Genomic DNA, 23,992 nt, shown 5'->3' with positions numbered 1-23,992 from the left:
CGAACGCCCCCAGCGGCCGGTGATCCGCCCGGGCGACCCGAACGTCCCCCCCGGGGTTGCGGCGGGGCCCGATACCCCCCCCCCGGCCACGACCCGCGCGCCCCCCCGGCCGGCCCCCCCCGCCGCCCCCCCCGGCCCCCACGTCCCGGAGCCGCTCCGGCCGTGACCGATCCACCCGCCACTCGTTTCCTCCTACGGGGAAGGGGCTGTCACGAGCCCCCAGGGGGACCGACCATGGCGGTCAAGTACACCCGCGAACTGCTCGCCGCCCTCGCGGCCGAGTCCAGCAGCGTCAACGAGATGATGCGCAAGCTCGGCGCGCCGATGACACGCGGCGCGCACGGCTACCTGAGCAAGCGGCTCCGGCACTACGGGATCGACACCTCGCACTTCGGCCGGGGCTGCCCGGACGGCCGACGTCAGTACTCGCCGGAGGTGCTCGCCGAGGCTGCCGCCACAGCGACCACGCTCGACGAGGTGCTGATCGCACTCGGCCGCCTGCCGAACCGCGACCGGCGCAAGTACCTGCGCCGCAAGCTCACCGAGTACGGGATCGACACTTCGCACTTCCGCTCGGCCGGGACCGTCTACACCCGGGAACTCCTTCAGGAGGCCGTCGCGGTGTCGCACAGCGTGGCCGGCGTGGTGCGGCACCTTCGCCGGCGCCAGGCCGGGGGCACCGAGGCCCACATCGGACGGCGGATCAAGGAACTCGCGATCGACACCTCGCACTTCACCGGGCAGGCCCACGCCCGCGGCAGGCGGTTCCCCACCAGGATTCCGGCCGAGCGACTCCTGGTCCAGCGGCCGGCGGGAGCCAAGCGGATCCCGGGGGCGCGGATCCGTAGCGCGCTTGCCGAGCTCGGCCGACCCGAGCTGTGCGAGGGCTGCGGCACCGGCCCCGAGTGGCGCGGACGGCCGATGACCCTGGAGGTCGACCACGTCAACGGCGACTGGTCCGACAACCGGCCCGACAACCTCAGGCTGCTGTGCCCGAACTGCCACTCCGTCACCGACACCTACTGCGGACGGAACAAGAACAAGCGCCCGGCGCCGCACGGAATCGCGGTGTTCCCACCGGAGGCGAGGCCCTAGACTAGGGGCCACGCGGCCTTGGCGGAGCTGGCAGACGCGCCGGATTTAGGTTCCGGTGGGGGAAACCCCGTGAGGGTTCGAATCCCTCAGGCCGCACCAGCCTTACACCTAAGAATCGAAGGCCCGCCCCGGGTGATCCCGGGGCGGGCCTTCGACGTTCAGCAGACGGCGCGTCAGCCCAGCAGGTCCTTCACCACCGGCGCGAGGGCGCGGAAGGCCTGGCCGCGGTGGCTGATGGCGTTCTTCTCCTCGGCCGTCAGCTCGGCGCAGGTGCGGGTCTCGCCGAGGGGCTGGAGGATCGGGTCGTAGCCGAAGCCGTTGGTGCCGGCCGGGGTGGTGCGCAGGGTGCCGAGGAGGCGGCCCTCGACGACGCGTTCGGTGCCGTCGGGCAGGGCGAGGGCGGCGGCGCAGAAGAAGTGGGCGCCGCGGTGCGGCTCGGCGATGTCGGAGAGCTGGGCGAGCAGCAGGTCGAGGTTGGCGCGGTCGTCGCCGTGCTTGCCGGACCAGCGGGCGGAGAAGATGCCGGGTGCGCCGTTGAGCACGTCGACGCAGAGGCCGGAGTCGTCGGCGACGGCGGGCAGGCCGGTGGCGCGTGCCAGGGCGTGGGCCTTGAGCAGGGCGTTCTCGGCGAAGGTGACGCCGGTCTCGGGGACGTCGGGGATCTGCGGGTAGGCGTCCGCGCCGACGAGTTCGACGTCGAGGTCGGCGTCGGCGAGGATGGCGCGCAGTTCGGCGACCTTGTGCTGGTTGCGGGTGGCGAGGATCAGGCGGGTGGACATATCGCCCACCCTACCGAGCGCTGCCCGGTCGTCAGCCGGTGCACACCGTGGTGAGGTTGCCGGCGGCGTCGCCGAGCGGCTTGAGGTCGGGGACCTCGTTCCGGTCGGCGGCCCGCTGCACGTTCTCGACCTGCTTCTGCAGGTCCGTCACGGCCTTGGCGACATCGGTGTTCTTGGAGTTCTTCCCGACCTGGTCGAGGTCGTTCTTGAGTTTCTGCAGGGCCTTCCCGGCGGCTGCGGAGTCGTTGCTGGCGTTGTCGTAGGCGGTGGTGACGTCGGCGATGTCGCCGGTGATCCTCACGGCGGTGTTGCCGCAGTCGATCGCCTTCTGCGCCGCGGAGCAGCTCACCATGCTGAGTGGGAGGATCGCGATCAGTCCGGCCACGGCGAGGGCGGTGGGGCGGGCGATGCTGGACGGCATCCGGTCCTCCTGGGGGGCGCGGGTTCCGTGGTGGGGACGCGCGCCGGGGGGTGCGCGGTTCCCGCAGCGGGGGTGCTGCGGGAACCGTACGGTCTCCGGGCCCGGCCTGTACAGCAGGGCGGGCGGCATGCGTCCGTCCTCGCTACGCGTCGGGCCGGCGCGGGTTCAGCCTTCGAGGGCCTTGCGCTGGATCTCGTCGAGTTCGGCGCAGCCGAGGGTGCCGAGGTCGAGGAGCTGGTTGAGGAGGTCGCGGTCGAAGGGGGCGCCTTCGGCGGTGCCCTGGACCTCGACGAAGCGGCCGTCGGAGGTGCAGACGATGTTCATGTCGGTTCCGGCGCGCACGTCCTCCTCGTACTGGAGGTCGAGCATCGGGACGCCGTCGATGATGCCGACGCTGACGGCGCTGACGCCGCCGGTGACGGGCTGGCCCTTGGCGCGCAGGAGCTTCTTGTCGCGGGCCCAGGAGATGGCGTCGACCAGGGCGACGTAGGCGCCGGTGATGGCGGCGGTGCGGGTGCCGCCGTCGGCCTGGAGGACGTCGCAGTCGAGGACGATGGTGTTCTCGGCGAGGGCGCGGTGGTCGATGACGGCGCGCAGCGAGCGGCCGATGAGCCGGCTGATCTCGTGGGTGCGGCCGCCGATGCGGCCCTTGACGGCTTCGCGGTCGCCGCGGGTGTTGGTGGCGCGGGGGAGCATGGAGTACTCGGCGGTGACCCAGCCTTCGCCGCTGCCCTTGCGCCAGCGCGGGACGCCTTCGGTGACGCTGGCGGTGCACAGCACCTTGGTGTCGCCGTAGGAGATGAGGACGGAGCCTTCGGCGTGCTTGCTCCAGCCCCGCTCGATGGTGATGGGGCGGAGTTGTTCGGGGGTGCGGCCGTCGATGCGTGACATAGGCACTGAGCGTAGTCGCTCGGGCTGCGGGTTCCGGATGTGCCTCGGCCCGCCGTCCTCCGGTGCGGGTCGGCGGGCCGGGAGCGGTGAGCCCGGTGGCTCAGCTCACATCATGTCCTCGATGTCGGCGGCGATGGGGTCGGCGTCGGTGCCGATGACGACCTGGATGGCGGTGCCCATCTTGACGACACCGTGGGCGCCGGCGGCCTTGAGGGCGGCCTCGTCGACGAGGGAGGCGTCCTTGACTTCGGTGCGCAGGCGGGTGATGCAGCCCTCGACCTCTTCGATGTTCTCGATGCCGCCCAGACCGGCGACGATCTTCTCAGCCTTGCTGGCCATCTGCTTCTCTCCCTCTGTTTCCGGCTCGTCGGCGGCTGTGCCGGGTGCCGTCCTGCGCTGTGCTGGTGCCTCGACCGTTGGGGTGGTGAGGTTCGCCCGGTGGCTGACGCGGGTTCAGCTGCGGTCGTGCTGCCGGGCAGCGCGACAAGCATGACCCGAGCCGGTCCGGTATGCCACGTTAGACCACTTTTGGACCATTCCGGCGCGCGGGCTCCTGACCGCCGTCCGAGGATGACGATCAGCGGGGCGAGTGTCCCGGTGTGCGGCCTGCGCGCCATGTGGTCTACACCAATATATGTGTACTCCGATGAACGCAGGAAGGACCCGGGGGGTTCCTGAACCCCGCCCGAGGGTCCCGCACAGGGTCTCCCGACGGCAACTGCTCCCGGAGGGCGGATGATGAGTTCGGCAGGAGCCACGGCCCCGCGGACCACGTGGTGGCACACCTTCTACGGCGGCCTGCAGAAGATGGGCCGCTCGCTCCAGCTGCCGGTCGCGGTGCTGCCGGCGGCCGGCATCCTGAACCGGCTCGGCCAGCCGGACGTCTTCGGCAAGGACGGTCTGGGCTGGAACAACGTCGCCAAGGTCTTCGCGGCGGCCGGGGGCGCCCTGCTCGACTCCGCGCTGGGTCTGCCGATGCTGTTCTGCATCGGGGTGGCGATCGGCATGGCCAAGAAGGCGGACGGCTCGACGGCGCTGGCGGCGGTGGTCGGCTTCCTCGTCTACTACAGGGTCCTGCACGCCTTCCCGGAGAGCTGCAAGCCGCCGACGGTGCTGGTCAGCGACCAGTGCGTGGACTACTCCTCGGCGAAGGCGGCCGCCGCGACGTACCAGAACCCGGGGGTGCTCGGCGGCATCCTGCTCGGTCTGATGTCGGCCTGGCTGTGGGTGCGGTTCCACCGCACCAAGCTGGTCGACTGGCTGGGCTTCTTCAACGGCCGCCGGCTGGTCCCGATGATCACCGCGCTGGTCGGGATGCTGCTCGCGGTGCTCGCGGTGTGGGCGTGGCCGCCGATCGGCCGCGGTCTGAACGACTTCTCGCAGAACCTCGCCGATCTCGGCGCGGGGGGTGCCGGCATCTTCGGCGTCTTCAACCGCGCACTGCTGCTGATCGGTATGCACCAGTTGCTGAACACCTTCGTCTGGTTCCAGTTCGGCGAGTTCACCAAGGCCGACGGCACCGTCGTGCACGGGGACATCCCGCGATTCCTCGCGGGGGACCCGACGGCCGGCCAGTTCCAGACCGGTTTCTTCCCCATCATGATGTTCGCGCTGCCCGCCGCCGCGCTCGCGATCGCCCACGCGGCCAAGCCGCACCGCCGCAAGGAGATCTACGGGCTGATGCTCTCGGTCGCCCTGACCTCCTTCGTCACCGGGGTCACGGAGCCGATCGAGTACTCGTTCGCCTACCTGGCCCCGGCCCTGTACGGCGTGCACGCGCTGCTGACCGGCGCCTCGATGGCGATCACCTGGGGGCTCGGGGTGCACGACGGGTTCAGCTTCTCGGCGGGCCTGATCGACTACGTGATCAACTGGGGGCTGGCCACCAAGCCGTGGCTGATCCTGGTCATCGGGCCCTGCTTCGCCGTGGTGTACTACGCGCTCTTCCGGTTCATCATCGTGAAATTCGACCTGAAGACTCCGGGCCGCGAGGAGGAAACCGAGGTCGAGGACGTCACCAAGGCCTGATTCCGGCCGTCCGGCCCCGTCGCGAATTCCCCGGACCACCGGCCCGGGGGAATTCGGCATTTCAGGGAAAGGTGGAATTCGACATCCCGGGGCGGCCCGGCGGGTAATTCGGCCGCGATCCGGGGCGGGCGGCTCCCGCCCCGGTCGCGGTGGGGGCACCGCCGAGCGGGGGTGGGAGGCGCCACCTCGGGCACGCCTGCGACAGGGCGGTCACTCTGAGCACTCGCGGTGCACGCCCGGGAGCGGCGGCGTCGCCCCGTCCGACCCCGGACGCCCGTCCGGCCCGGGCGCCGCACGGCCCGGCGCTTTTTGTTGCGCAAATAGCCAAAATCGCAATCGCGACTGAAATCATGATCGTCGTTCCGCGACTAGGTTTCGATTTCATAGCGCTTCCCGGCACCGGCGCTTTCCGGGGTTCCCCGGCTTGTCCGCCCGTGCTACAAAACTGGTCTACACCACACGTGGTGTAGACCAGTTCGCGGTTCGGCCTCCGTGCCTTCCCCCGACCGACCGCCATGCCGTTAGGAACCCACCCCCATGAGTCAGTCCGCGCAGGCACCGGCGCCCGCCACGGCTCCGGCCCCGCCAAGCCCCGCCAAGAAGTTCGGCCAGAACCTCCTCCAGGGCCTGCAGAAGATCGGTCGCAGCCTCCAGCTGCCGATCGCCGTGCTCCCCGCCGCCGGTCTGCTGGTGCGCCTCGGCCAGGACGACGTGTTCGGCAAGGACGGCCTCGGCTGGGACAAGGTCGCCGCGGTGTTCAGCACCGCCGGCAGCGGCGTCTTCGACAACCTGCCGCTGCTGTTCGCGGTGGGCATCGCGATCGGCTTCGCCAAGAAGGCGGACGGCTCCACCGCCCTCGCCGCCCTGGTCGGCTTCCTGGTCTACAAGAACGTGCTGACCGCGTTCCCGATCACCGAGGGCCACATCGACGGCGACAAGTGGGTCGCCCCGACGTACCAGAACCCGGGTGTGCTCGGCGGCATCGTGATCGGTCTGCTGGCCGCGGTGCTGTGGCAGAAGTACCACCGCACCAAGCTGGTCGACTGGCTGGGCTTCTTCAACGGCCGCCGGCTGGTGCCGATCCTGATGGCCTTCGTCGGCACCGCTGTGGGCGTGCTGTTCGCCCTGGTCTGGGGCCCCGTCGGCGACGCCATCAAGAGCCTGAACGACACTCTGATCGGTGCGGGCGCGTTCGGCGCGGGCGCCTTCGGCCTCGTCAACCGCGGCCTGCTGCCGGTCGGCATGCACCAGTTCGTGAACTCCTACGCCTGGTTCCAGACCGGTGACTTCACCAAGGCCGACGGCACCATCGTGCACGGCGACATCCCGCGCTTCTTCGCCGGCGACCCGACCGCGGGCCAGTTCATGTCGGGCTTCTTCCCGATCATGATGTTCGCCCTGCCCGCCGCCGCGCTGGCCATCGCCCACGCCGCCAAGCCGCACCGCCGCAAGGCCGTGACCGGCATGATGCTCTCGCTGGCCCTGACCTCCTTCGTCACCGGTGTCACCGAGCCGATCGAGTTCGCCTTCGTCTTCATCGCCCCCGCGCTCTACGTCATCCACGCGGTGCTCACCGCCGCCTCGATGACCATCACCTGGGCCCTCGGGGTGCATGACGGCTTCACCTTCTCGGGCGGTCTGATCGACTACGCGCTGGCCTGGAGCAAGGCCACCGACCCGTGGATGATCATCCCGATCGGCCTGGTCTTCGCGGCGCTGTACTACTTCCTGTTCCGCTTCGCGATCAACAGGTTCGACCTCAAGACCCCGGGTCGCGAGGACGACGACGAGATCGAGGACGTCACCAAGGCCTGACGGCCCCTCCGTCCCCGCGAGGCCCCGCCCGGCCGCTGCTCCCCCAGCGGCCGGGCGGGGCCTCGCGCTCGTCCGGGGGCTCCGGGTGCTGGAGCCGAGCGGTGCGGTCAGATCTCGTAGACGGCGCCGGCCCGGGCCAGGTCCACCGGGCCGGCGTACGCGGCGGCGGCGTCCCGGCGGTTGCGCTCGGCGTCGGTCCACGGCGGGATGTGGGTGAGGACGAGCCGGCCGGCCCGGGCGGCGGCGGCGTGCTCGCCGGCCTCCCGGCCGTTGAGGTGGACGGCCTGGTAGGTGTCGCGGCCGTCCAGGTACGCGGCCTCGCAGAGGAAGAGGTCGGTGTCGCGGGCGAGTTCCACCAGTTCGGGGCTCTCGCCGGTGTCGCCGGAGTAGACCAGCGAGCGGCCGCCGTGCTCGAGCCGGAAGGCGAAGGTGTCGACCGGGTGGTTGACCCGGGCGGCGGAGATCCGGAAGGGGCCGAGTTCGAAGCTGCCGGGGGTGACGGTGCGGAACTCGAACACCTCCTTCATCCCGGGGTTCTCCGGCATGTCGTACGCGCGGGCGAGCCGCTCGGCGGTGCCCGCCGGGCCGTACACGGGCAGCAGGTCGGGGCAGCCCCCGGCCCGGTAGTTGCGGGCGACCCAGTAGGCGCACAGGTCGACGCAGTGGTCCGCGTGCAGGTGGCTGAGCAGGACGGCGTCGACCTCGTAGAGGCCGGTGTACTTCTGCAGGGCGCCGAGCGCGCCGTTGCCGAGGTCGATCACGACGCGGTAGCCGTCGGCCTCGACCAGGTAGCTGGAGCAGGGCGAGTCGGCGGACGGGAAGCTCCCCGAGCACCCCACCACGGTCAGTTTCATCCGAGCCCCTCCGCCCCGACACGTCCTGGCTGCTGCTGGAAAACGGCATGGAAAACAGCGTGAAAACGGCAGGCCGGGCCGGTGGGCCGGCCGGGGGCACTGCGTTGGTGTGTCGAGGGTAAGGGCGGACCGGCACTTTGCCCCCGTCCCCGTGCCGGGCTGTGGCTGGAATCACCCAGAACGCCCGGGGCCGGGGGCGGGGGCCGTGGATCAGCGGTGCCGGGGGCGGTTGCGGGCCCAGGTGCGGATGGTGTCGGGGTACCAGCGGGGGTGTCCGCTGCCGTCGGTCGCGTCCGGTTCGGGCAGCAGCCCGTGTCGCCGGTAGTTGCGGACGGTCTCGGGCTGGACGTTGATGTGCCGGGCGATCTCGGCGTACGACCAGAGTTCGGTCCTTCTCACGAGGGCACCTCCGGGGGGACGGGGGCGGACGGTCGTGAGGGCAGCCTTTCCGGACGGCGCGGGGTGTTCGCGACAGAACGGGCGCCGTGGCGGATCCGTGACGAACCGGGAGCAACGTACGGACAAATGCTCAAGTGTCACAGCCGCCACGGTGGTGGCGTTCACCGCCCGCCCGGTACGGTTCGCCGCGTGGGCGAGCGGAGCGAGGTGGGCGCATGAGCGGCATGACGGGAATCTGGCCGGTCCTGGCGGGGGCGGCGTTCGCCGTGCTGGTGACGGTGGTGCTGGTGAGGCGCACCCGCCCGGCCCCCCGCCCGGCCGGGCCGACCGGCCCGCGGCCGAGGCCGAGCACCAGGGCCCGCCCGGAGCCGCAGGAGATCTGGTGGGCGGAGGTGCCGTTCGAGGACGGCCCCGGGGCCAAGGACCGTCCGTGCCTGGTGCTGCGGGTGCACGGCAGGACCGCCACCGTCGCGAAGATCACCAGCAAGCACCACGCCGAGCGCCCGGGGGTGCTGCCGCTGCCGCCCGGTTCGGTGGGCGACCGGCAGGGCCGGACCAGCTGGCTGGAGACCGACGAGCTGCGCGAGGTGGCGCTGTCGGCGTTCCGCCGCCGGGCCGGCACGGTGGACCGGCAGGTCTGGGACCGGGCGCAGCGGGCGCTCCAGCGCGGCTGACGGCCGTCCGGCGGGTCCGGCCGGGCCGGCGTCAGGCCCAGAGCTGGCCCTGCAGCGCCTCGACCGCCGCTTCGGTGGACTCGGCGGTGTAGATGCCGGTGGACAGGTACTTCCAGCCGCCGTCGGCGACCACGAAGACGATGTCCGCGCGTTCCCCGGCGGTCGCGGCCTTGCGGCCGACGCCGATCGCGGCGTGCAGGATGGCGCCGGTGGAGACGCCCGCGAAGATGCCTTCCTGCTGGAGGAGTTCGCGGGTGCGGCGGACGGCGTCCGCGGAGCCGACGGAGAAGCGGGTGGTGAGCACCTCGGCGTCGTACAGCTCGGGGACGAAGCCCTCGTCGAGGTTGCGCAGGCCGTACACCAGGTCGTCGTAGCGCGGTTCGGCGGCGACGATGCTGATGCCGGGGACCTTCTCGCGCAGGAAGCGGCCGACGCCCATCAGGGTGCCGGTGGTGCCGAGGCCGGCGACGAAGTGGGTGACGGTCGGCAGGTCGGCGAGGATCTCCGGGCCGGTGGTGGCGTAGTGGGCGCCCGCGTTGTCGGGGTTGCCGTACTGGTAGAGCATGACCCAGTCGGGGTGCTGGGCGGCGGTCTCCTTGGCGATCCGCACGGCGGTGTTGGAGCCGCCGGCGGCCGGGGAGGAGATGATCTCGGCGCCCCACATCCGGAGCAGTTCGCGCCGTTCCTCGCTGGTGTTCTCGGGCATCACGCAGACCATCCGGTAGCCCTTGAGCTTGGCGGCCATGGCGAGTGAGATGCCGGTGTTGCCGCTGGTGGGCTCCAGGATGGTGCAGCCCGGGGTGAGCCGGCCCTCGGCCTCGGCGCGCTCGATCATGTGGAGCGCCGGGCGGTCCTTGATCGAGCCGGTAGGGTTGCGGTCCTCCAGCTTGGCCCAGAGGTTCACCAGGCCGTCGGCGTTGCCGGGGACGGCGGCGGACAGCCGGGGAAGGCGGACCAGCGGGGTGTTGCCGACGGCTTCGAGCGGGCTGTCGTAACGCAAGGGGGGGCCTCCGGCCACGGCGATGGGGTGAGCAGGGCGGCTCCCCCGCCGGCGGGGCGGGGGAGCCGGGCCGGTCAGCGGGCGCCGCCGGCCACGGCGGGCAGGATGGTGACGCTGTCCCCGTCGGCGACGGCGGTGGAGATGCCCTCCAGGAAGCGGACGTCCTCGTCGTTGAGGTAGACGTTGACGAAGCGGCGCAGCTCGCCGCCCTCGAGCAGGCGGGCGGCGATGCCGGGGTGGCGGGAGTCGAGGTCGGTGAAGAGTTCCCCGAGGTTGCTGCCGTTGCCCTCGACGGCCTTGGCGCCGTCGGTGTAGGTGCGGAGGATGGTCGGGATGCGGACCTCGATGGCCATGGGTGCGCTCCTGGGCGAGTCGTGTGAGTGGGTGGGCCGCAGCGGGCGCGGCAGGGCGGACGGTGTCCGGGCCTCGGCGTCGCCGGTTCGGCGGTGGGCCCGGGGTGGGGCGGGCGGCTCTCAGCGCGAGCGCGCGGGCGTGCCGGGACAGATCGCGCCGGCGTGCCGGCACAGGTCGATGTGCAGGCGCGCCACGAGGCGGGTGCCCGGGGCCTGGTTGCTCACATCGACGGAACGCATGGGCTCATCGTATAGATTCCCGGGTCCGCTCGGACATGCCCGTCTCGGGATCCGGATGTTCCGGTATCCGATGGTGAGACGTTCCGGGGGCGGCGTGGGCCCGCCGACCGCTCGGAGGGGGTCGGCGGGCCTCGTCCGGGCGGGTGCCGGTCAGGCCGGGTAGGCCTCGACGACCTGGACGTCTTCCTCCGTGATCTCGCCGTCCACGATGCGGAACGACCGGAACTGGTAGGGGTCGTCCTCCCCGTTGCCGTCGGCGGTGGAGACCAGGACGTAGTGGGCGAACGGCTCGGAGGCGTAGCTCACGTCGGTGCGGGAGGGGTAGGCCTCGGTGGCGGTGTGCGAGTGGTAGACGACGACGGGCTCCTCGTCCCGGTCGTCCATCTCGCGGTAGAGCTTGAGCAGGTCGCCCGAGTCGAACTCGTAGAAGGTGGGCGAGCGGGCGGCGTTGAGCATCGGGATGAACCGCTCGGGGCGGCCGCTGCCGGCCGGTCCGGCGATCACGCCGCAGGCCTCGTCCGGGTGGTCGGCGCGGGCGTGGGCCACGATCCGGTCGCGGAGTTCTCGGGTGATGGTCAGCATCCGGTCAGGATGCCATGCCCCGGCGGCTGTCCGCCGGGGCGTCCGAGGCCCGGTCACGGGGTGTCCGCCACCCGGTCGAGGGGGGGCGGACGGTCCCGGTCAGGCGTTGTCGGCGGCGTGCACGTGGTCGTGCGGGAGGGTGCGGACGGCCTGCGGGTTGCGGCGCTTGAGCAGCTGGTAGCCGATCACCAGCACCAGGGCCCAGCCGGGGAAGACGTACAGCGAGATCCGGTTGTCCTCGTCCAGGCCGATCAGCACCACGACGAGGGCGAGGAAGGCGAGCGCGGCCCAGCTGATCCAGGCGCCGCCAGGGGCCTTGAAGGTGGGCGCGGGCAGGTGGCCGCCCTGCCAGGCCTTGCGGTAGCGGATCTGGGAGATCAGGATCATCGCCCAGGTCCACAGGCCGCAGACCGTGGCGACGGAGGTGATGTACTCGAACGCCCGGGCCGGCACGAGGTAGTTGAGCACCACGCCGGCGCCCATCAGCACGCAGGAGACGGTGATCGCGAAGGCGGGGGTGCGCCGGCTGTTGAGCTTGGTGAGCTGCCCGGGGGCCTGGCCGCGCAGGGCGAGGTCGCGCAGCATGCGGCCGGTGGAGTACATGCCGGAGTTGCAGGAGGAGAGCGCGGCGGTGAGCACCACGAAGTTGATGATGCCGGCCGCCGCCGGTATGCCGATCTTGCCGAAGGCGGCGACGAACGGGCTGACACCGGGCTGGAACTCCTGCCACGGCACGAGCGAGAGGATGACCACGAGGGCGCCGATGTAGAACAGCGCGATGCGCCAGGGCAGGGTGTTGATGGCGCGCGGCAGGGTCTTCTCGGGGTTCTCGCTCTCGCCGGCGGTGACGCCGACGAGTTCGACGCCCAGGTAGGCGAACATGACGATCTGCAGGGTCATCACGGTGGCGCCGATGCCCTTGGGGAAGAAGCCGCCGTTCTGCCACAGGTGGGTGATCGACGCGGTGTCGCCGGCCTTGCTGAAGCCGAGGGTCAGCACGCCGATGCCGATCAGGATCATGCCGATGATGGCGGTGACCTTGACCATGGAGAACCAGAACTCGATCTCGCCGAACAGCTTCACCGAGATCAGGTTGGCCGCGTAGAGGATGACCAGGAAGGTCAGTGCGCTGGCCCACTGGGGGATGTCCGGTGCCCAGAACTTGACGTACACGGCGGCGGCGGTGGTCTCCGCCATGCCCGTGACGACCCAGAACAGCCAGTACGTCCAGCCGGTGACGTAGCCGGCGAAGGGGCCGAGGAACTCCCGGGCGTACTCGGCGAAGCTGCCGGAGACCGGACGGTAGGTGAGCAGTTCGCCCAGGGCCCGCATGATCACGAAGATCACCAGGCCGGCGACGGCGTAGGAGAGGATCAGGCTCGGTCCGGACTTGGAGATCGCGGTGCCGGCGCCGAGGAAGAGGCCGGTTCCGATCGCGCCGCCGATCGCGATCATCTGGATCTGGCGGCTGCCGAGACCCCGCTCGTAGCCCTCCTCGTCCGGTTTCGCGTCGACCACCTGGTCGTATATCTGCTCGGCCATGGTCACCGTCCTGGGTGGGTCGTGGGTGGGGAGAAGTCGTACCACGCAGGCTCCGGATAGCGGTGTTCATCTGAGCGATATTTGAGCATGACCTGATAGGGTTTGCCCGATTTGGACAGAAATGTTCCTGATGATCGTCCACATGCTGGACGGAACAGTCGTCGTTTGCCCGAAAACGGGCAGGATCGCACCGAAGGTCGGACGGAAGGACTCCGCTTCCGGTCGGTGACCGTTCTCAGCCGGTGACCGTTCTCAGTCGGTGATCGCTTCCAGCAGCGACTCCTGGAGAGCACCCAGCCACAGGTAGGCCATCACCAGCGGCTTGCGCTCGTCGCCGTCCGGCAGCTCGTAGAGGCCCCGCTCGTCCTCCTCGGTGACGTCCAGCCGCACGCCGAGGGTCAGCCGCAGGTCGTTCAGCGCGCCCAGCCAGCGCGGGCACTCCGCGGCGGGCAGCTTGACCACCCCGGCGTCGCCGAGGCCGTCCAGCGTCCGCACCACCTGCAGCGCGTCGTCCCGCTTGCGGGCCCGCAGGTCGAGCTCGGTGTAGCGGCGGAACTCGGCGGAGGCGGCCAGCGCCTCCGGGTCGTCCGGCTTCGCCGGATCGCCGTAGGCGTCCGGGAACAGCCGGGCCAGCGCCGGGTCCGCAGGGGCCTCGGACGGGCCCTCGGCGAACAGCGCGGCCAGCGGGTCGCCCCCGTCGCCGCCCGGGCCGGGCCCGATCAGCTCCAGCATCTGCACTTCCAGCGAGCGCAGGATGGAGGCCTCCACCTCGTCCAGCGCGATCGCCGCGCCGCCATCGCCGGTGCTCTCGAACAACCCAGCCATCTGTATCGGTCAGCCCGTCTTCGTCGTCTTCGGCCGCGCCGCCGGGCCGGCGGGCGGTCAGTCGTATGGGGGGTGCCGGCGGGCACCCGGTGCACCCGGAGCGTCCGCTCCGGTGCGCTCGGCCCGGCGCGCCGGGCGGGCGCTCAGTCGTGCTGGAGCGTCGCCCACAGGCCGTAGCCGTGCATCGCCTGGACGTCGCGCTCCATCTCCTCGCGGGAGCCGCTGGAGACCACCGCCCGGCCCTTGGTGTGCACGTCCATCATCAGCTTCCGGGCCTTGTCCTTCGGGTACCCGAAGTAGGCCTGGAAGACGTACTGGACGTAGCTCATGAGGTTGACCGGGTCGTTGTGCACGATGGTCACCCAGGGGGTGTCCGGCTCGGCCACCGGTTGTCCTTCGACCTCCGGGCGCTCGATCTCCGCGGGCGCGACACTCACCGCCGGGCCTCCTCATTTGCACACTCGTCCGTGAACCCTCAAGGCCCATGCTGCCATCCGGGGGACACCCGGGCGATTCCGACCCAGGTCGCGTCGCGAGAAATCGTCACTCTGACGCTAAGTGGTAGTAGCATCATCCTCATGGACGCCACTTCAGTGCGCGCGGCCGGGTCGACCGCGCTCCTCACCGACCGCTACGAGCTCACCATGCTGCAGGCCGCCCTGCGCAGCGGGGCCGCGCACCGCCGCTCCGTCTTCGAGGTGTTCACCCGCCGACTGCCCGCCGGCCGCCGCTACGGCGTGATGGCCGGTACCGGCCGGGTGCTGGACGCGGTGGAGAACTTCCGCTTCAGCACCACCCAACTGGACTGGCTGGCGGACCAGGGCGTGGTCGAGGACGACACGCTGCGCTACCTCGCCGATTACCGCTTCCGCGGCGACATCCACGGCTACCCCGAGGGCGAGGTCTACTTCCCCGGCTCCCCGCTGCTCACCGTCGAGGGCAGCTTCGCCGAGACGGTCATCCTGGAGACGGTGATCCTCTCGATCCTCAACTTCGACTCCGCCGTCGCGGCCGCCGCCTCCCGGATGACCGCCGCCGCCGGCAGCCGTCCGGTGATCGAACTGGGCGCCCGCCGGGCCCATGAGCAGGCCGCCGTCGCCGCCGCCCGCGCCGCGTACGTGGCCGGCTTCACCGCCACCTCCGACCTGGAGGCCGGCTTCCAGTACGGCATCCCGACCACCGGCACCTCCGCCCACGCCTTCACCCTCGTCCACGACAGCGAACGGGACGCCTTCCAGGCGCAGATCGCCTCGATGGGCAAGGGCACCACGCTGCTGATCGACACCTTCGACCTGCGGGAGGCCGTGCGCACCGCGGTCGAGGTGGCCGGCCCGGAGCTGGGGGCGGTCCGGATCGACTCGGGCGACCTCATCCTGGCGGCGCACCGGGTCCGCCGGCAGCTGGACGAGCTCGGCGCCGAGCAGACCCGGATCATCGTCACCTCGGACCTGGACGAGTACGCGATCGCCGCCCTGGCCGCCGCGCCGGTGGACGGCTACGGCGTCGGCACCAGCCTGGTCACCGGCAGCGGGCACCCCACCTGCGCGATGGTCTACAAGCTGGTCGCCCGGGCCGGCGGGCAGGACGGCCCGCTGGTGCCGGTGGCCAAGCGCGCGGCCGGCGGCAAGACCAGCATCGGCGGGCGCAAGTGGGCCGCCCGCCGCCCCGACGCCGAGGGCGTGGCCGAGGCCGAGGTGGTCGGCACCGGCCCCGTCCCGGAGGCCCTGCGGCCGCACCTCGTGCAGGTGCCGCTGGTGCTGGGCGGCGAGACGGTCGGTCGCGAGCCGCTCGCCGCGGCCCGCGACCGGCACATCAGGGCCCGGGCGGCACTGCCGCTGTCGGCCACCCAGCTCTCCAAGGGCGACCCGGTCATCCCCACCGAGTTGATCGGCTGATCCGACCGGGCCGGATCCGCGCGGACCGGCGGTCGGTCCCCGGGCCTTCCGCCCCCGCGCGCCACTCCCTAGAGTCAGCCGTAGAGTTCAGCCAGTCCTCACCGAGCCGCCGAGGACCCCGACCACCGGGGCGCACCGCCCCCACATCCGAGGATGCGAGCCATGCACCGGGCACTGATCGTCGTCGACGTGCAGAACGACTTCTGCGAGGGCGGCAGCCTGGCCGTCGCCGGCGGTGCCGAGGTGGCCGCCGCCATCACCGACCTGATCGCCGAGTCCGCCGCCGGGTACCGGCACATCCTCGCCACCCGGGACCACCACATCGACCCGGGCGACCACTTCTCCGCCGACCCGGACTACGTCTCCAGCTGGCCCGTGCACTGCGTGGCCGGCACCGAGGGCGTGGGCTTCCACCCCAACTTCGCGCCCGCCGTGATCTCCGGCGCGGTCGAGGCGGTCTTCGACAAGGGCGCCTACTCGGCGGCGTACAGCGGCTTCGAGGGGCTGGACGAGAACGAGCGCGGCCCGGCGGAGTGGCTGCGCGAACGGCAGGTCGACGAGGTCGACGTGGTCGGGATCGCCACCGACCACTGCGTCCGGGCCACCGCCCTGGACGCCGCACGGGCCGGGTTCACCACCCGGGTGCTGCTCGACCTCACCGCGGGGGTGGCCCCGGAGACCACCGCCGCCGCGCTGGAGGAGCTGCGCGCGGCCGGGGTGGAGCTGGTCGGCACACCGGTGGTCCGCCGGTAAGTGCGGTGACCGCGGGCGGCGTTCAGACCACGAGCAGCTCCACCACGTCCGTCCCGCCGACCCGGTAGGCCTCGCACAGCTCGTCCCCGACCGCCTCCGGGTCGGCGGCCAGCCGGGCCCCGGAGACGTACACCACCCGGATGCCCAGGTACTCCATCCGGTGCTGGCCGCCGCGCACCCAGGCGGCCTCCCCCTCGCTGACGCAGCGCAGGTCCGAGTCCACCTCCACGGCGACGCCGCGCTCCGGCCAGTAGAGGTCCGGGACGGCGATGTAGGTGCCGCCGCGCATCCGCAGCTCCGGGGCGGTCAGCGGGGCCGGCAGCAACCACTCGTCGACCATCCGGTCGACCTGCTCCAGGACGAAGTCCCGTTCGGCCGCGAGGAGTTCGTCCAGCGCGGCGCGCACCCTGGGATCGGCGGTCAGCCCGGAGTCGACCAGCTCGGCCGTCAACTCCCGGACGGTGCAGCGGTCCTCGGGGCGGGAGACGGCCTCGCGCAGCACCTCGCGCACCGGCGCCCCGGTCGCCGGGTCGGCGGTCCACTCGCGCAGCGCGTCGGCGACCGCCCGGGCCACCGGCGCGCAGGCCAGGCCGTGCACCGAGCGGGCCACCAACTCCCGTTCGGTGCGCCGGATCCGCACCTCACCGGCGTCCTTGAGCCGGCGCTGGCGCGGCACCAGGACGTCCACCCCGGTCACCGCCGGGAGCCGGGGCACGGCGGCGAAGCCGTACAGGGCCAGCGCGGCCGCGCCGGTGATCACGGCGCCCTCGCGGCGGCCCTCCTCCCGGCCGTTCTGCGCCGCGTACAGCAGCGCGGCCCACATCCGCTGCTCCGGCGTGGGCTCGCCGGACTGCAGCAGGTAGACCCTGGGCAGCAGCCGCTGCCAGGGGCCGCCCCGGCGGCAGTGCTCGGTGACCACCCGGGTCGGCACGCCCCGGGCGCGCAGCTGGCTCGCGGTGACGACGTTCTGCTGACGCTTCGCCAACTCCTCGAGCGAGGGCGGCGGCGAGGGGATCCGGTAACTCATGCCGACACCATCCCCAACGACCGCGGCCCGTGAGTCGCAGCCTGACGTACTGTTACCCAACCGTCGCGAAACCGGGACCAGCCCGCACTAAAGTCCCCATACCCTCACCCATTTGGAGTAAATGACGTTCATGCGCCTATCAGGTTCGATCAAAAACGATCGTCGACCTGGTCGCCTGACCCAGAGTGACCAAGGGCATACGGCGAGGGACCCTCCGGGCGTCAAACCCGCCCCCGCGATTGCCTAGGCTTGCGTCATGTCACGTGACGAGACCGCCGGCCTCCGCGCGGCCCAGCTCCGCCTCGGCCGACTGCCCGGATACGTCCGCCGCCCGGACCCGGCGCGCCGCAGCGGCGAGAAGGGCCATACGTACAAGAAGGGCTGGGAGGTCCGCTTCACCGCCCGCAGCGAGGCGGAGATAGCCGAGATCCGCGACCTGGTGGTCGCCGCCGGATTCGCACCGGCCAGACCGTTCTTCAAGGGGCACCAGCTGATCCAGCCGGTCTACGGAATGGCGGCCGTGCAGGCCTATCTGGCGGCTAGACAGGCGGCCGAGGAACACGCCGAGCGGATCGCGCTCGGCCGGCGCCGACGGGCGGCGGGGGCGCACGCAGGGGCGGCACACGCCGGGGCGTCGCACGCGGGCGGGGCGCACACCGGGACGACGCACGCGGGTGGCGGGCACCCCGGGACGACGCACGCGGGTGGCGGGCACCCCGGGACGACGCACGCGGGTGGCGGGCACCCCGGGACGACGCATGCGGGTGGCGGGCACCCCGCCGACGGGCACGGGGCCGGCGGGCACCCGACCTGCACCGCCGGCGGTCCCGGCGGTTCCGGGGGGCTCAACGGCTCCGGCGGCCTCGGAGGCCCGGGCAGCCTCGGCACCCACCGGTGCGAGCGCGAGGACACCACCGCGGCGGCCGCCCAGTTGGCCCGGCGGCGCGCCGTCGAGGGCTTTCCGGCCCAGGTCGAACGCGGCAGCACCGTCGGCGACCGGTTCTCCCCCTCGGAAGTCCGCACCGGTTCCTGACCGGGCGGCCCCGCGCCGCCCCGCCCCGCGCCCCGGTCGCCGCAGGCCACCGGGGCGCGAACGCCGAGCCCCGCGCCCCGGGCCGCTCAGGGCGCTCAGGGCGCTGCGAGCCGCTGGGAGCCGCTGCGGCCGGCCGTCCCGCGCCGCCGGCCGTCGCCGCACGTCGGCCGCCCCCGCACGCCGACCATCCCCGCACAACGACCATCCCCGCACGCCGACCGTCCAGCCCGACCCGCCCGGATGAAACACCCGCCGTGAGTGCGGTTGCGCGGATGGTTGTGCGGGCGCCGCTTCGCGCCGTGGGCGTGGACGCAGGCCCCGCGAGGCCCTACGGTGGCACCTCAACTGCCCGCAGCAATCGACCTGCCACACCCTCTGACCAGCAGCGACACGCTCGCACCTACGTCCCCCCGCTCCACTGCGCAGCACTTCCCGGTCCGGTCCCCGGCCGACCCCCGCCCGACCCCGACCGGCAGTACCGCCGCCCGAGCCGCACCCGCTCTCGCCGGAACCGGTCGCGCGGCGGCGGGTTCCGGGCATTCCATCAGATTGGTCACCCAGCGCACCGAGGGCCTACCGTAGAGTGAGCACAGATGATCGACCGTCACAAACCCATCTCCCCTTCCGAGAAGACGAGATGACCAACCGTCACACGAGCGCCGCCGAGCACCATCCCGAGCCCGGCGAACCGGAGGACCTACCACTGGAATTCGCGGCCTTCTGCGAACTCCACCGCCCCCGGTACCTCAGCTACGCCCGGGTGTGGCTGACCGAGCAGGTCGACGCGGCCACCGCCGTGCAGCAGGCCTTCGCCGAAATCGCCGTCCACTGGCGCGACTTGCTGACCAGCCCCAACCCGACCGCGCTCGCCTGGCAGATCCTGCGCACCACCGTCGCCGAACACAGCCGGCAGGCCGCCGGCACGCCCGACCGCCACCCCGCCGACGACGACCTGGCGATCCTCCACTACGTCGTCGGCCTCGCCGCACCCGAGATCGCCGACGTCATCGGCACCGACACCGCCAGCGTGGCCGGGCGACTGCGGCGCACCATGCTGCACGAGGCCTCCGGCTGGTGAACCGGCCTTCGCCCGGAGGCGTCAGACCCGCTCGCCCGTGACGTCGTACAGGTGGTGCACCGGGTCGTGGATCAGGTACCGGGCGAAGGACTCGACCGTGAACCGCGCCCCGTCACTGCGGTTCCCGGTCCGCTGCCACTGCCCGGCCGCCACCGCCTCGAACCCCGCCGCCAGCGCCTCGGCGGCCTCCGCCAGCTCCCCCGCCACCGCCTGCGGCCGCTGCTCCCCGTAGCGCTCGGCCACCGCCGTCTCGTCCTGGTCCCAGTTGGCGAACAGCGGGTCCTCCTGGTCCAGCATCAGGTTCAACCGGACGAGGAACAACCGGAAGACGTCCCGGACGTGGCAGGCGTACTCAAGGTCCGACCAGACCCCCGGGGACGGACGGCGGCGCAGTTCCTCCTCGTCCCCCGCCAGCACCGCCAGCCAGCGGTCCGCGTTGGCCCGCACCATCGCGGCGACATCGGTGGCCACGACCCCGGGGGTGTCCAACCCGCAGTCCGGACAGGGGCGTTCCAGCACCCACGTCCAGTCCTTGGTGTCCGGGACGACGGCGTCGGCGGGGCTCGGGGCGTTCTCAGCAGTGGTCATGGGGCCAGCATCGCCGCCCGGATCGTCCGTCCACCAGCGGCAGGGGCGCCAGCGGTCGCCGAAATACTGCCAGGACGTCCGGCTCAGCCGCCGTGGCGCTCGTGCTCCAGCCGGGCCGCCAGCAGGCTGCCCAGGTGCTCCTGGCCCCACTCGCACAGCGAGTCCATCGGCACGAGCAGCGTACGGCCCAGCGGCGTCAGCTCGTACTCCACCCGCGGCGGGTTCTCGGCGTACGCCGTCCGGGCCACCACCCCGTCCTGCTCCATCGAACGCAGCGACTCCGCCAGCACCTTGGCGGTGATGCCGACCAACGGGACGCGCAGCTCGGAGAAGCGGCGGGGGCCGCCCTCCAGACAGCGGATGATCTTCCACGCCCACTTGCGGCTGCCCAGCACCGGCACCGTCGGCACCGGGCAGTCGGCCGGGAAGAAGTCCGCCGGAAGCGGCTCGGGAACGGGTCGCGTCATACCCCCGACCGTACCCGCCGCGGTCGGTACCGTTGAAGTAACCGGCACCCTCCGCACTACCGTCCCGGCAACGGCGGCACGCCACGCCCGCCCCACCGGACAGGAGAGCGCCCATGACCAGCACCACGACCGGACAGCACCGCGCGGACGTCATCGTCTACGGCGCGGGCGGACAGGTCGGCCGAGCCGTCCTCACCGAAGCCCGCCGCCGCGGCCTCACCGTCACCGCCGCCGTCCGCGACCCCGGACGCCACGCCGACCTCGCCGGGGACGGCGTCACCCTGCTGCGCTGCGACGTCACCGACCCGGCCGCCGTCGCCGCGAGCGCCCCCGGACACACCGCCGCCGTCAGCTCCGTGTACACCCCCGACACCCCGTCCGCCGACTTCTACACCGCCGCCACCACGGCGCTCGTCACCGGCCTCGGCCGGGCCGGCGTACGGCGACTCGTCAGCGTCGGCGTCGCCACCACCCTGGAGACCACGCCCGGCGTCGCCGTCCACGACGACCCCGCGTTCCCCGAGGAGTACCGCACCTTCTCCCTCGGCCACGCCGCCGCCCTCGACCTGCTGCGCCGCTCCCCCGCCGAGCTCGACTGGGTCGTGGTCACCCCGTCGATGGACCTCGACCGCACCGCCCCCGGCACCGGCCGCTACCGGGTCGGCGGCCCCCAGGTCCTCGGCACCCGCATCGCCCAGGCCGACCTCGCCCTCGCCGTCGTCGACGAAGTCACCGACCCGGCCCACCACCGGCAGCAGATCGCCGTCGCCGAATAGCGCGGCCGGCCCGCCGCTCACCGACCGGGGCCGCCGTGCGGGGGTCGGCGGTCCTGCGGGGGCTGGTGGGAGTACTGCTGGGAGTCCTGGTACGGCGGCGGCTGCTGCTGCTGCCATGCTGCGGCGGCGGCCGTCGCCGTCCGCCTCCGCCGCCGTCGCCGAGCCGCCAGCACCGCGGCCACCGACGCACCGATCACCACGGCACCGGCGGCCGCGGCACCGAGGACCAGGCCCGTGCCGTCGCCGCCGTTGCCCCCACCGTCCGCTGCGGGGACCACGGGCGCCACGGAGGGCTGGTCCGTCGCGTCCGCATCGTCATCGACCGGCGGGGCGCCCTTGGACTCCGGCCGCTTCACCAACGGGTTCTCGGTGGGCCCGTTGTCCACGGCCGGATCGGCCTCAAGCGCCTTCGCGGGAGCGACGGTCCCGTAGCCGTAGTGGTTGTTGGGGACGACCGAGCCGTTGGCCGGAGGGGTGGCGGTCTTGATCATCCGGTTGATCACCTGGCCGGCGGACAGGCTGGGGTGCTTGGACCGGATGAGCGCAGCGGTGGCGGAGACGTAGGCGGTGGCGTCGGAGGTGCCGCTCCTGCGCTCGGCATCGGTCGATGACTTGGCCGTGGCTCGATAGATTCCCACACCGGGCGCGGTGAGTGTGGTCTCGGGGCCCGAAGTGGACTTTTCCCAGACAGCTCCGTTGACATCGACGGCCCCGACGGCTACCACACCTGGGAATGCAGCAGGATATTCGACATCCATGTCCGCCCCGGTGTTGCCGGTACTGGAGACGAGCACAACGTCCTTCGAAATCGCGTAGTTGACGGCTTTTCGCAGTCGTGAGTCGAAACGGGAGCGCCCTCCGAGAGAGATACTGGCCACTTTCGCGCCGTGGTCCGTCGCGAAGCGGATCGCATCTGCCAGGTCGTTCTGTTGAGAATCAGGACTCGGCTGGGAATCAGGCCCGTCGCCATCCGTGCGCACCTTCACTGGCAGGATCTTGGCTTTTGGGGCCAGTCCCATGATCCCTGCCTGTGCGCCGTGGCCATGCCCGGCAATCAGGCTCGCCATTCCGGTGCCGTGGCCGTCGGTGTCAACGCGCCCGTCCGTTCCACCGCCGGAGAAGTCGGCTCCGGGAAGCACCTGACCGATCAGGTCCTGGTGTTCCTGGTTCACACCGGTGTCGATGACAGCAACGACGATCCCGTCGCCCTGACTGCTCGGCCAGACCTTCGTCTCTGCGGCAAACGACTTCAAAGCCCACTGCTGGTCTCTGATCTGATCAGCTGATGCCACCGGTAGGGCGACCCAGACCAATGCCCCGGCGGCAAACACCGACGTACCACGCGCCAACAGGCGGCTCGTCAAACCCGGTCACCCCATTCAACGAGGCATCCCGCAAATCACTGATCTGCGGGATGCGATCAGATCGCCGGTCCGCTCACGGACCGGCCTCATTCCACCACGTTCGGGTTGGACGGCTTGTCCGACGCCCAGGTTTCCTCGTCCTCGACGAGGAAGTCCGGCCGCTGACCGCTCTTACCCCGGTCTTTTCTGCGGCGCTGCGCATCGGGAGCCGGACCGCCGGACGCCATGATGCCTGTACCAGGGATTCCGGACTCGGCAGCCACTCTGTTTCGGGCGCCTAGCCCGGTCCCGCCCTCCGTGAAGGCCTGTGCGCCGCGTGCTCCGGAGCTGGGCGGGGTTCTCTCAGGAACCGCTCCGCCAGGCCGGGCCAGTTTTCCGGCCACCTCTTTGGCTACGGGTGCGGCACGGCCGCCGGCTCCGATGCCCGGATATGTTTCCCCGCGCCCGTGGGGGCCGGCACTCTCGACTAGTGCCGTGCCGCGCGGCCCCTTGCCAGCGGTTCCGGCCGCCTTGTCCTGCTCGAAGCCCGGTCCGACCGGGGCGGCTTGCAGCATCGGCTGGGGAGCAGTGGCAGTCGTCTGTCCGCCACCGCCAGCAGGCCCGCTCGCGGGACCTGCCGGTGGTGGGGTGTTCAGGCCGGACGTCTGGGTCCCGGATGTCACAGGACTCGGCACGGTTCCAGCCGGGCGGGACACCGGAGTGCCGGAGATGCCGGGTTCGGGACCACGACCCGCTGGGGTCGACGATTTCGGTGGAGCCTGTGCCGTACCTCCCTTGATACCGGGGTCGGTCACCACATTCTTGGATGCGGACCCGGATCCCGCCGGAGGTACGGAAGACTTCCGCGACTGCGACGGGGGTACGGTCGTGGACCTCGACGACGTTCCCCCAGTTCCGAACGACGTCCCCGCGACAACGGCGGCCGCCACTGCAGCTTCCCCACTCGGGTCGTTCTGTGATCCCGAATCGGGTTCGTCTCGCCTTGCCGACGGCTTTCCGTTCAACGGCGGAGCCTTCAACGCCGGCGTTGCGATGCGGTAGTGCATCGCCAGGGTCTGCATGACCGCCGCCGCTTCGGCCTTCTTCCGGTCCGCGATGGGGACGTGCTCGTCGTCGGTGCTGAAGACGTCGCCGACGGTGTCCTTGAGCTTGTCCCAGTTGCCCGGTTCCTCCGGCATGTCGCGCTTGGCCTTGGCCATGGCCTCGGACATGTTGTGGAGGGTGTTGGCCGCGTCGTTGGCGTAGGCGGCGGCCTCGTTGATGCTGGCGGCGAGGTTGAGCATGCGGGTGTGGAAGGCGTTGCTGGTGGGGCCTTCCCAGGAGGTGGCGGCCTCGGTGCTGGCCTTGGTGAGGGTCTTGCGGATCTCCTTGAGGGTGGTCGCCGCCTTGCGCCAGGGGTCGCCGGCGGCCATCACCGCGCCGGGGTCGAGGGCCTGCGCCATCGTGCGGAGCTGGGCGTGGCTGTACTTGGTGAAGTCGGTGTAGACCACGGGTGGTTCCCCTCCGTTCGGGT

26 protein-coding genes, 1 tRNA gene and 1 pseudogene are annotated in these 23,992 nt (G+C 71.8%); 10 read left to right on the top strand and 18 right to left on the bottom strand.

The features are described from left to right. The first annotated feature begins 234 nt into the window (after positions 1–234). Positions 235–1,095: an HNH endonuclease signature motif containing protein gene (locus ABT247_RS07510; protein WP_350739426.1), complete on the top strand. Its 861-nt coding sequence runs from the start codon at positions 235–237 to the stop codon at positions 1,093–1,095. Positions 1,096–1,107: 12 nt separating this feature from the next. Next, a tRNA-Leu gene (locus ABT247_RS07505) sits at positions 1,108–1,194 on the top strand. 74 nt (positions 1,195–1,268) lie between these two features. Here ABT247_RS07505 and rdgB read toward each other — a convergent pair. From rdgB to ABT247_RS07485, 4 genes and pseudogenes are all read right to left on the bottom strand, one after another. After that, positions 1,269–1,874 carry an RdgB/HAM1 family non-canonical purine NTP pyrophosphatase gene (gene rdgB / locus ABT247_RS07500; RefSeq protein WP_350739424.1) on the bottom strand — a complete coding sequence of 202 codons (606 nt, stop codon included), beginning with the start codon at positions 1,872–1,874 and terminating at the stop codon, positions 1,269–1,271. Between the two features lie 31 nt (positions 1,875–1,905). Continuing rightward, on the bottom strand, positions 1,906–2,295 hold the full coding sequence (locus ABT247_RS07495) for a hypothetical protein (protein WP_350739421.1): 390 nt from the start codon (positions 2,293–2,295) through the stop codon (positions 1,906–1,908). A gap of 165 nt (positions 2,296–2,460) precedes the next feature. Continuing rightward, positions 2,461–3,186: a ribonuclease PH gene (rph, locus tag ABT247_RS07490; protein WP_350739418.1), complete on the bottom strand. Its 726-nt coding sequence runs from the start codon at positions 3,184–3,186 to the stop codon at positions 2,461–2,463. A gap of 105 nt (positions 3,187–3,291) precedes the next feature. Next, positions 3,292–3,564: pseudogene (locus tag ABT247_RS07485) on the bottom strand (PTS sugar transporter subunit IIB); the annotation flags it as partial. A 360-nt stretch (positions 3,565–3,924) separates the two neighbouring features. On the opposite strand from ABT247_RS07485, the gene ABT247_RS07480 reads away from it, so the two are divergent. Beyond that, positions 3,925–5,214 (top strand): PTS transporter subunit EIIC, encoded by a 1,290-nt coding sequence (locus ABT247_RS07480; protein WP_350739416.1) that lies wholly within the window; start codon positions 3,925–3,927, stop codon positions 5,212–5,214. Positions 5,215–5,751: 537 nt separating this feature from the next. Beyond that, a complete protein-coding gene (locus ABT247_RS07475) occupies positions 5,752–7,029 on the top strand; it encodes a PTS transporter subunit EIIC (protein ID WP_350739413.1) in 1,278 nt (425 codons plus the stop codon). A gap of 107 nt (positions 7,030–7,136) precedes the next feature. Here ABT247_RS07475 and ABT247_RS07470 read toward each other — a convergent pair whose 3' ends face one another. After that, on the bottom strand, positions 7,137–7,883 hold the full coding sequence (locus ABT247_RS07470; RefSeq protein WP_350739410.1) for an MBL fold metallo-hydrolase: 747 nt from the start codon (positions 7,881–7,883) through the stop codon (positions 7,137–7,139). Positions 7,884–8,093: 210 nt separating this feature from the next. Further along, a complete protein-coding gene (locus ABT247_RS07465) occupies positions 8,094–8,282 on the bottom strand; it encodes a MerR family transcriptional regulator (protein ID WP_350739407.1) in 189 nt (62 codons plus the stop codon). Positions 8,283–8,497: 215 nt separating this feature from the next. Between ABT247_RS07465 and ABT247_RS07460 the strand changes: the two genes are divergently transcribed. Beyond that, positions 8,498–8,956 carry a type II toxin-antitoxin system PemK/MazF family toxin gene (locus ABT247_RS07460; RefSeq protein ID WP_350739404.1) on the top strand — a complete coding sequence of 153 codons (459 nt, stop codon included), beginning with the start codon at positions 8,498–8,500 and terminating at the stop codon, positions 8,954–8,956. Between the two features lie 31 nt (positions 8,957–8,987). Here the strand turns inward: ABT247_RS07460 and ABT247_RS07455 are convergent, their stop codons facing one another. The 7 genes from ABT247_RS07455 to clpS all read right to left on the bottom strand — a co-directional run bounded on the left by ABT247_RS07455 (position 8,988) and on the right by clpS (position 13,935). Then, the gene (locus ABT247_RS07455) at positions 8,988–9,956 is read right to left on the bottom strand and encodes a PLP-dependent cysteine synthase family protein (RefSeq protein WP_350739402.1); all 969 of its coding nucleotides are present in this window, start codon (positions 9,954–9,956) and stop codon (positions 8,988–8,990) included. A gap of 74 nt (positions 9,957–10,030) precedes the next feature. Beyond that, positions 10,031–10,309: a MoaD/ThiS family protein gene (locus ABT247_RS07450; protein WP_350739399.1), complete on the bottom strand. Its 279-nt coding sequence runs from the start codon at positions 10,307–10,309 to the stop codon at positions 10,031–10,033. A 120-nt stretch (positions 10,310–10,429) separates the two neighbouring features. Further along, a complete protein-coding gene (locus ABT247_RS07445) occupies positions 10,430–10,549 on the bottom strand; it encodes a putative leader peptide (RefSeq protein ID WP_317621128.1) in 120 nt (39 codons plus the stop codon). Between the two features lie 150 nt (positions 10,550–10,699). Beyond that, positions 10,700–11,131, bottom strand: coding sequence for a M67 family metallopeptidase (locus tag ABT247_RS07440; RefSeq protein ID WP_350739397.1), 432 nt, complete (start codon positions 11,129–11,131; stop codon positions 10,700–10,702). Between the two features lie 99 nt (positions 11,132–11,230). Then, complete coding sequence (locus tag ABT247_RS07435; protein WP_350739394.1) at positions 11,231–12,673, bottom strand: amino acid permease; 1,443 nt, start codon at positions 12,671–12,673, stop codon at positions 11,231–11,233. 252 nt (positions 12,674–12,925) lie between these two features. Further along, positions 12,926–13,498: a DUF2017 domain-containing protein gene (locus ABT247_RS07430; RefSeq protein WP_350739391.1), complete on the bottom strand. Its 573-nt coding sequence runs from the start codon at positions 13,496–13,498 to the stop codon at positions 12,926–12,928. Between the two features lie 143 nt (positions 13,499–13,641). Continuing rightward, the gene (gene clpS, locus ABT247_RS07425) at positions 13,642–13,935 is read right to left on the bottom strand and encodes an ATP-dependent Clp protease adapter ClpS (RefSeq protein ID WP_350739389.1); all 294 of its coding nucleotides are present in this window, start codon (positions 13,933–13,935) and stop codon (positions 13,642–13,644) included. 141 nt (positions 13,936–14,076) lie between these two features. On the opposite strand from clpS, the gene ABT247_RS07420 reads away from it, so the two are divergent. Both ABT247_RS07420 and ABT247_RS07415 read left to right on the top strand, forming a co-directional pair. Next, positions 14,077–15,393, top strand: coding sequence for a nicotinate phosphoribosyltransferase (locus tag ABT247_RS07420; RefSeq protein ID WP_350739387.1), 1,317 nt, complete (start codon positions 14,077–14,079; stop codon positions 15,391–15,393). Positions 15,394–15,555: 162 nt separating this feature from the next. Beyond that, the gene (locus ABT247_RS07415; protein ID WP_350739384.1) at positions 15,556–16,146 is read left to right on the top strand and encodes an isochorismatase family protein; all 591 of its coding nucleotides are present in this window, start codon (positions 15,556–15,558) and stop codon (positions 16,144–16,146) included. A gap of 22 nt (positions 16,147–16,168) precedes the next feature. Here ABT247_RS07415 and ABT247_RS07410 read toward each other — a convergent pair whose 3' ends face one another. After that, complete coding sequence (locus ABT247_RS07410; protein ID WP_350739380.1) at positions 16,169–17,173, bottom strand: hypothetical protein; 1,005 nt, start codon at positions 17,171–17,173, stop codon at positions 16,169–16,171. A 256-nt stretch (positions 17,174–17,429) separates the two neighbouring features. On the opposite strand from ABT247_RS07410, the gene ABT247_RS07405 reads away from it, so the two are divergent. After that, the gene (locus ABT247_RS07405) at positions 17,430–18,206 is read left to right on the top strand and encodes a hypothetical protein (protein ID WP_350739377.1); all 777 of its coding nucleotides are present in this window, start codon (positions 17,430–17,432) and stop codon (positions 18,204–18,206) included. A gap of 637 nt (positions 18,207–18,843) precedes the next feature. Beyond that, positions 18,844–19,284, top strand: coding sequence for an RNA polymerase sigma factor (locus ABT247_RS07400; RefSeq protein ID WP_350739374.1), 441 nt, complete (start codon positions 18,844–18,846; stop codon positions 19,282–19,284). A gap of 21 nt (positions 19,285–19,305) precedes the next feature. Here the strand turns inward: ABT247_RS07400 and ABT247_RS07395 are convergent, their stop codons facing one another. Then, a complete protein-coding gene (locus ABT247_RS07395) occupies positions 19,306–19,872 on the bottom strand; it encodes a DinB family protein (protein WP_350739372.1) in 567 nt (188 codons plus the stop codon). 83 nt (positions 19,873–19,955) lie between these two features. Beyond that, positions 19,956–20,339, bottom strand: a complete 384-nt coding sequence (locus ABT247_RS07390) for a winged helix-turn-helix transcriptional regulator (protein WP_350739369.1) — start codon at positions 20,337–20,339, stop codon at positions 19,956–19,958. A 113-nt stretch (positions 20,340–20,452) separates the two neighbouring features. Here ABT247_RS07390 and ABT247_RS07385 point away from each other — a divergent pair, with 113 nt between their 5' ends. Further along, positions 20,453–21,115, top strand: coding sequence for an NAD(P)-dependent oxidoreductase (locus ABT247_RS07385; protein ID WP_350739367.1), 663 nt, complete (start codon positions 20,453–20,455; stop codon positions 21,113–21,115). A 17-nt stretch (positions 21,116–21,132) separates the two neighbouring features. On the opposite strand, the gene mycP is transcribed toward ABT247_RS07385, so the two are convergent. Beyond that, a complete protein-coding gene (gene mycP / locus ABT247_RS07380) occupies positions 21,133–22,479 on the bottom strand; it encodes a type VII secretion-associated serine protease mycosin (RefSeq protein ID WP_350739364.1) in 1,347 nt (448 codons plus the stop codon). A gap of 86 nt (positions 22,480–22,565) precedes the next feature. After that, positions 22,566–23,969, bottom strand: a complete 1,404-nt coding sequence (locus ABT247_RS07375) for a WXG100-like domain-containing protein (protein WP_350739361.1) — start codon at positions 23,967–23,969, stop codon at positions 22,566–22,568. Positions 23,970–23,992 lie beyond the last annotated feature (23 nt).

The organism is Kitasatospora sp. NPDC001539, from assembly GCF_040298565.1.
In the GTDB taxonomy this organism is placed as follows: domain Bacteria; phylum Actinomycetota; class Actinomycetes; order Streptomycetales; family Streptomycetaceae; genus Kitasatospora.
This window is presented reverse-complemented; position numbering and strand designations above follow the sequence as displayed.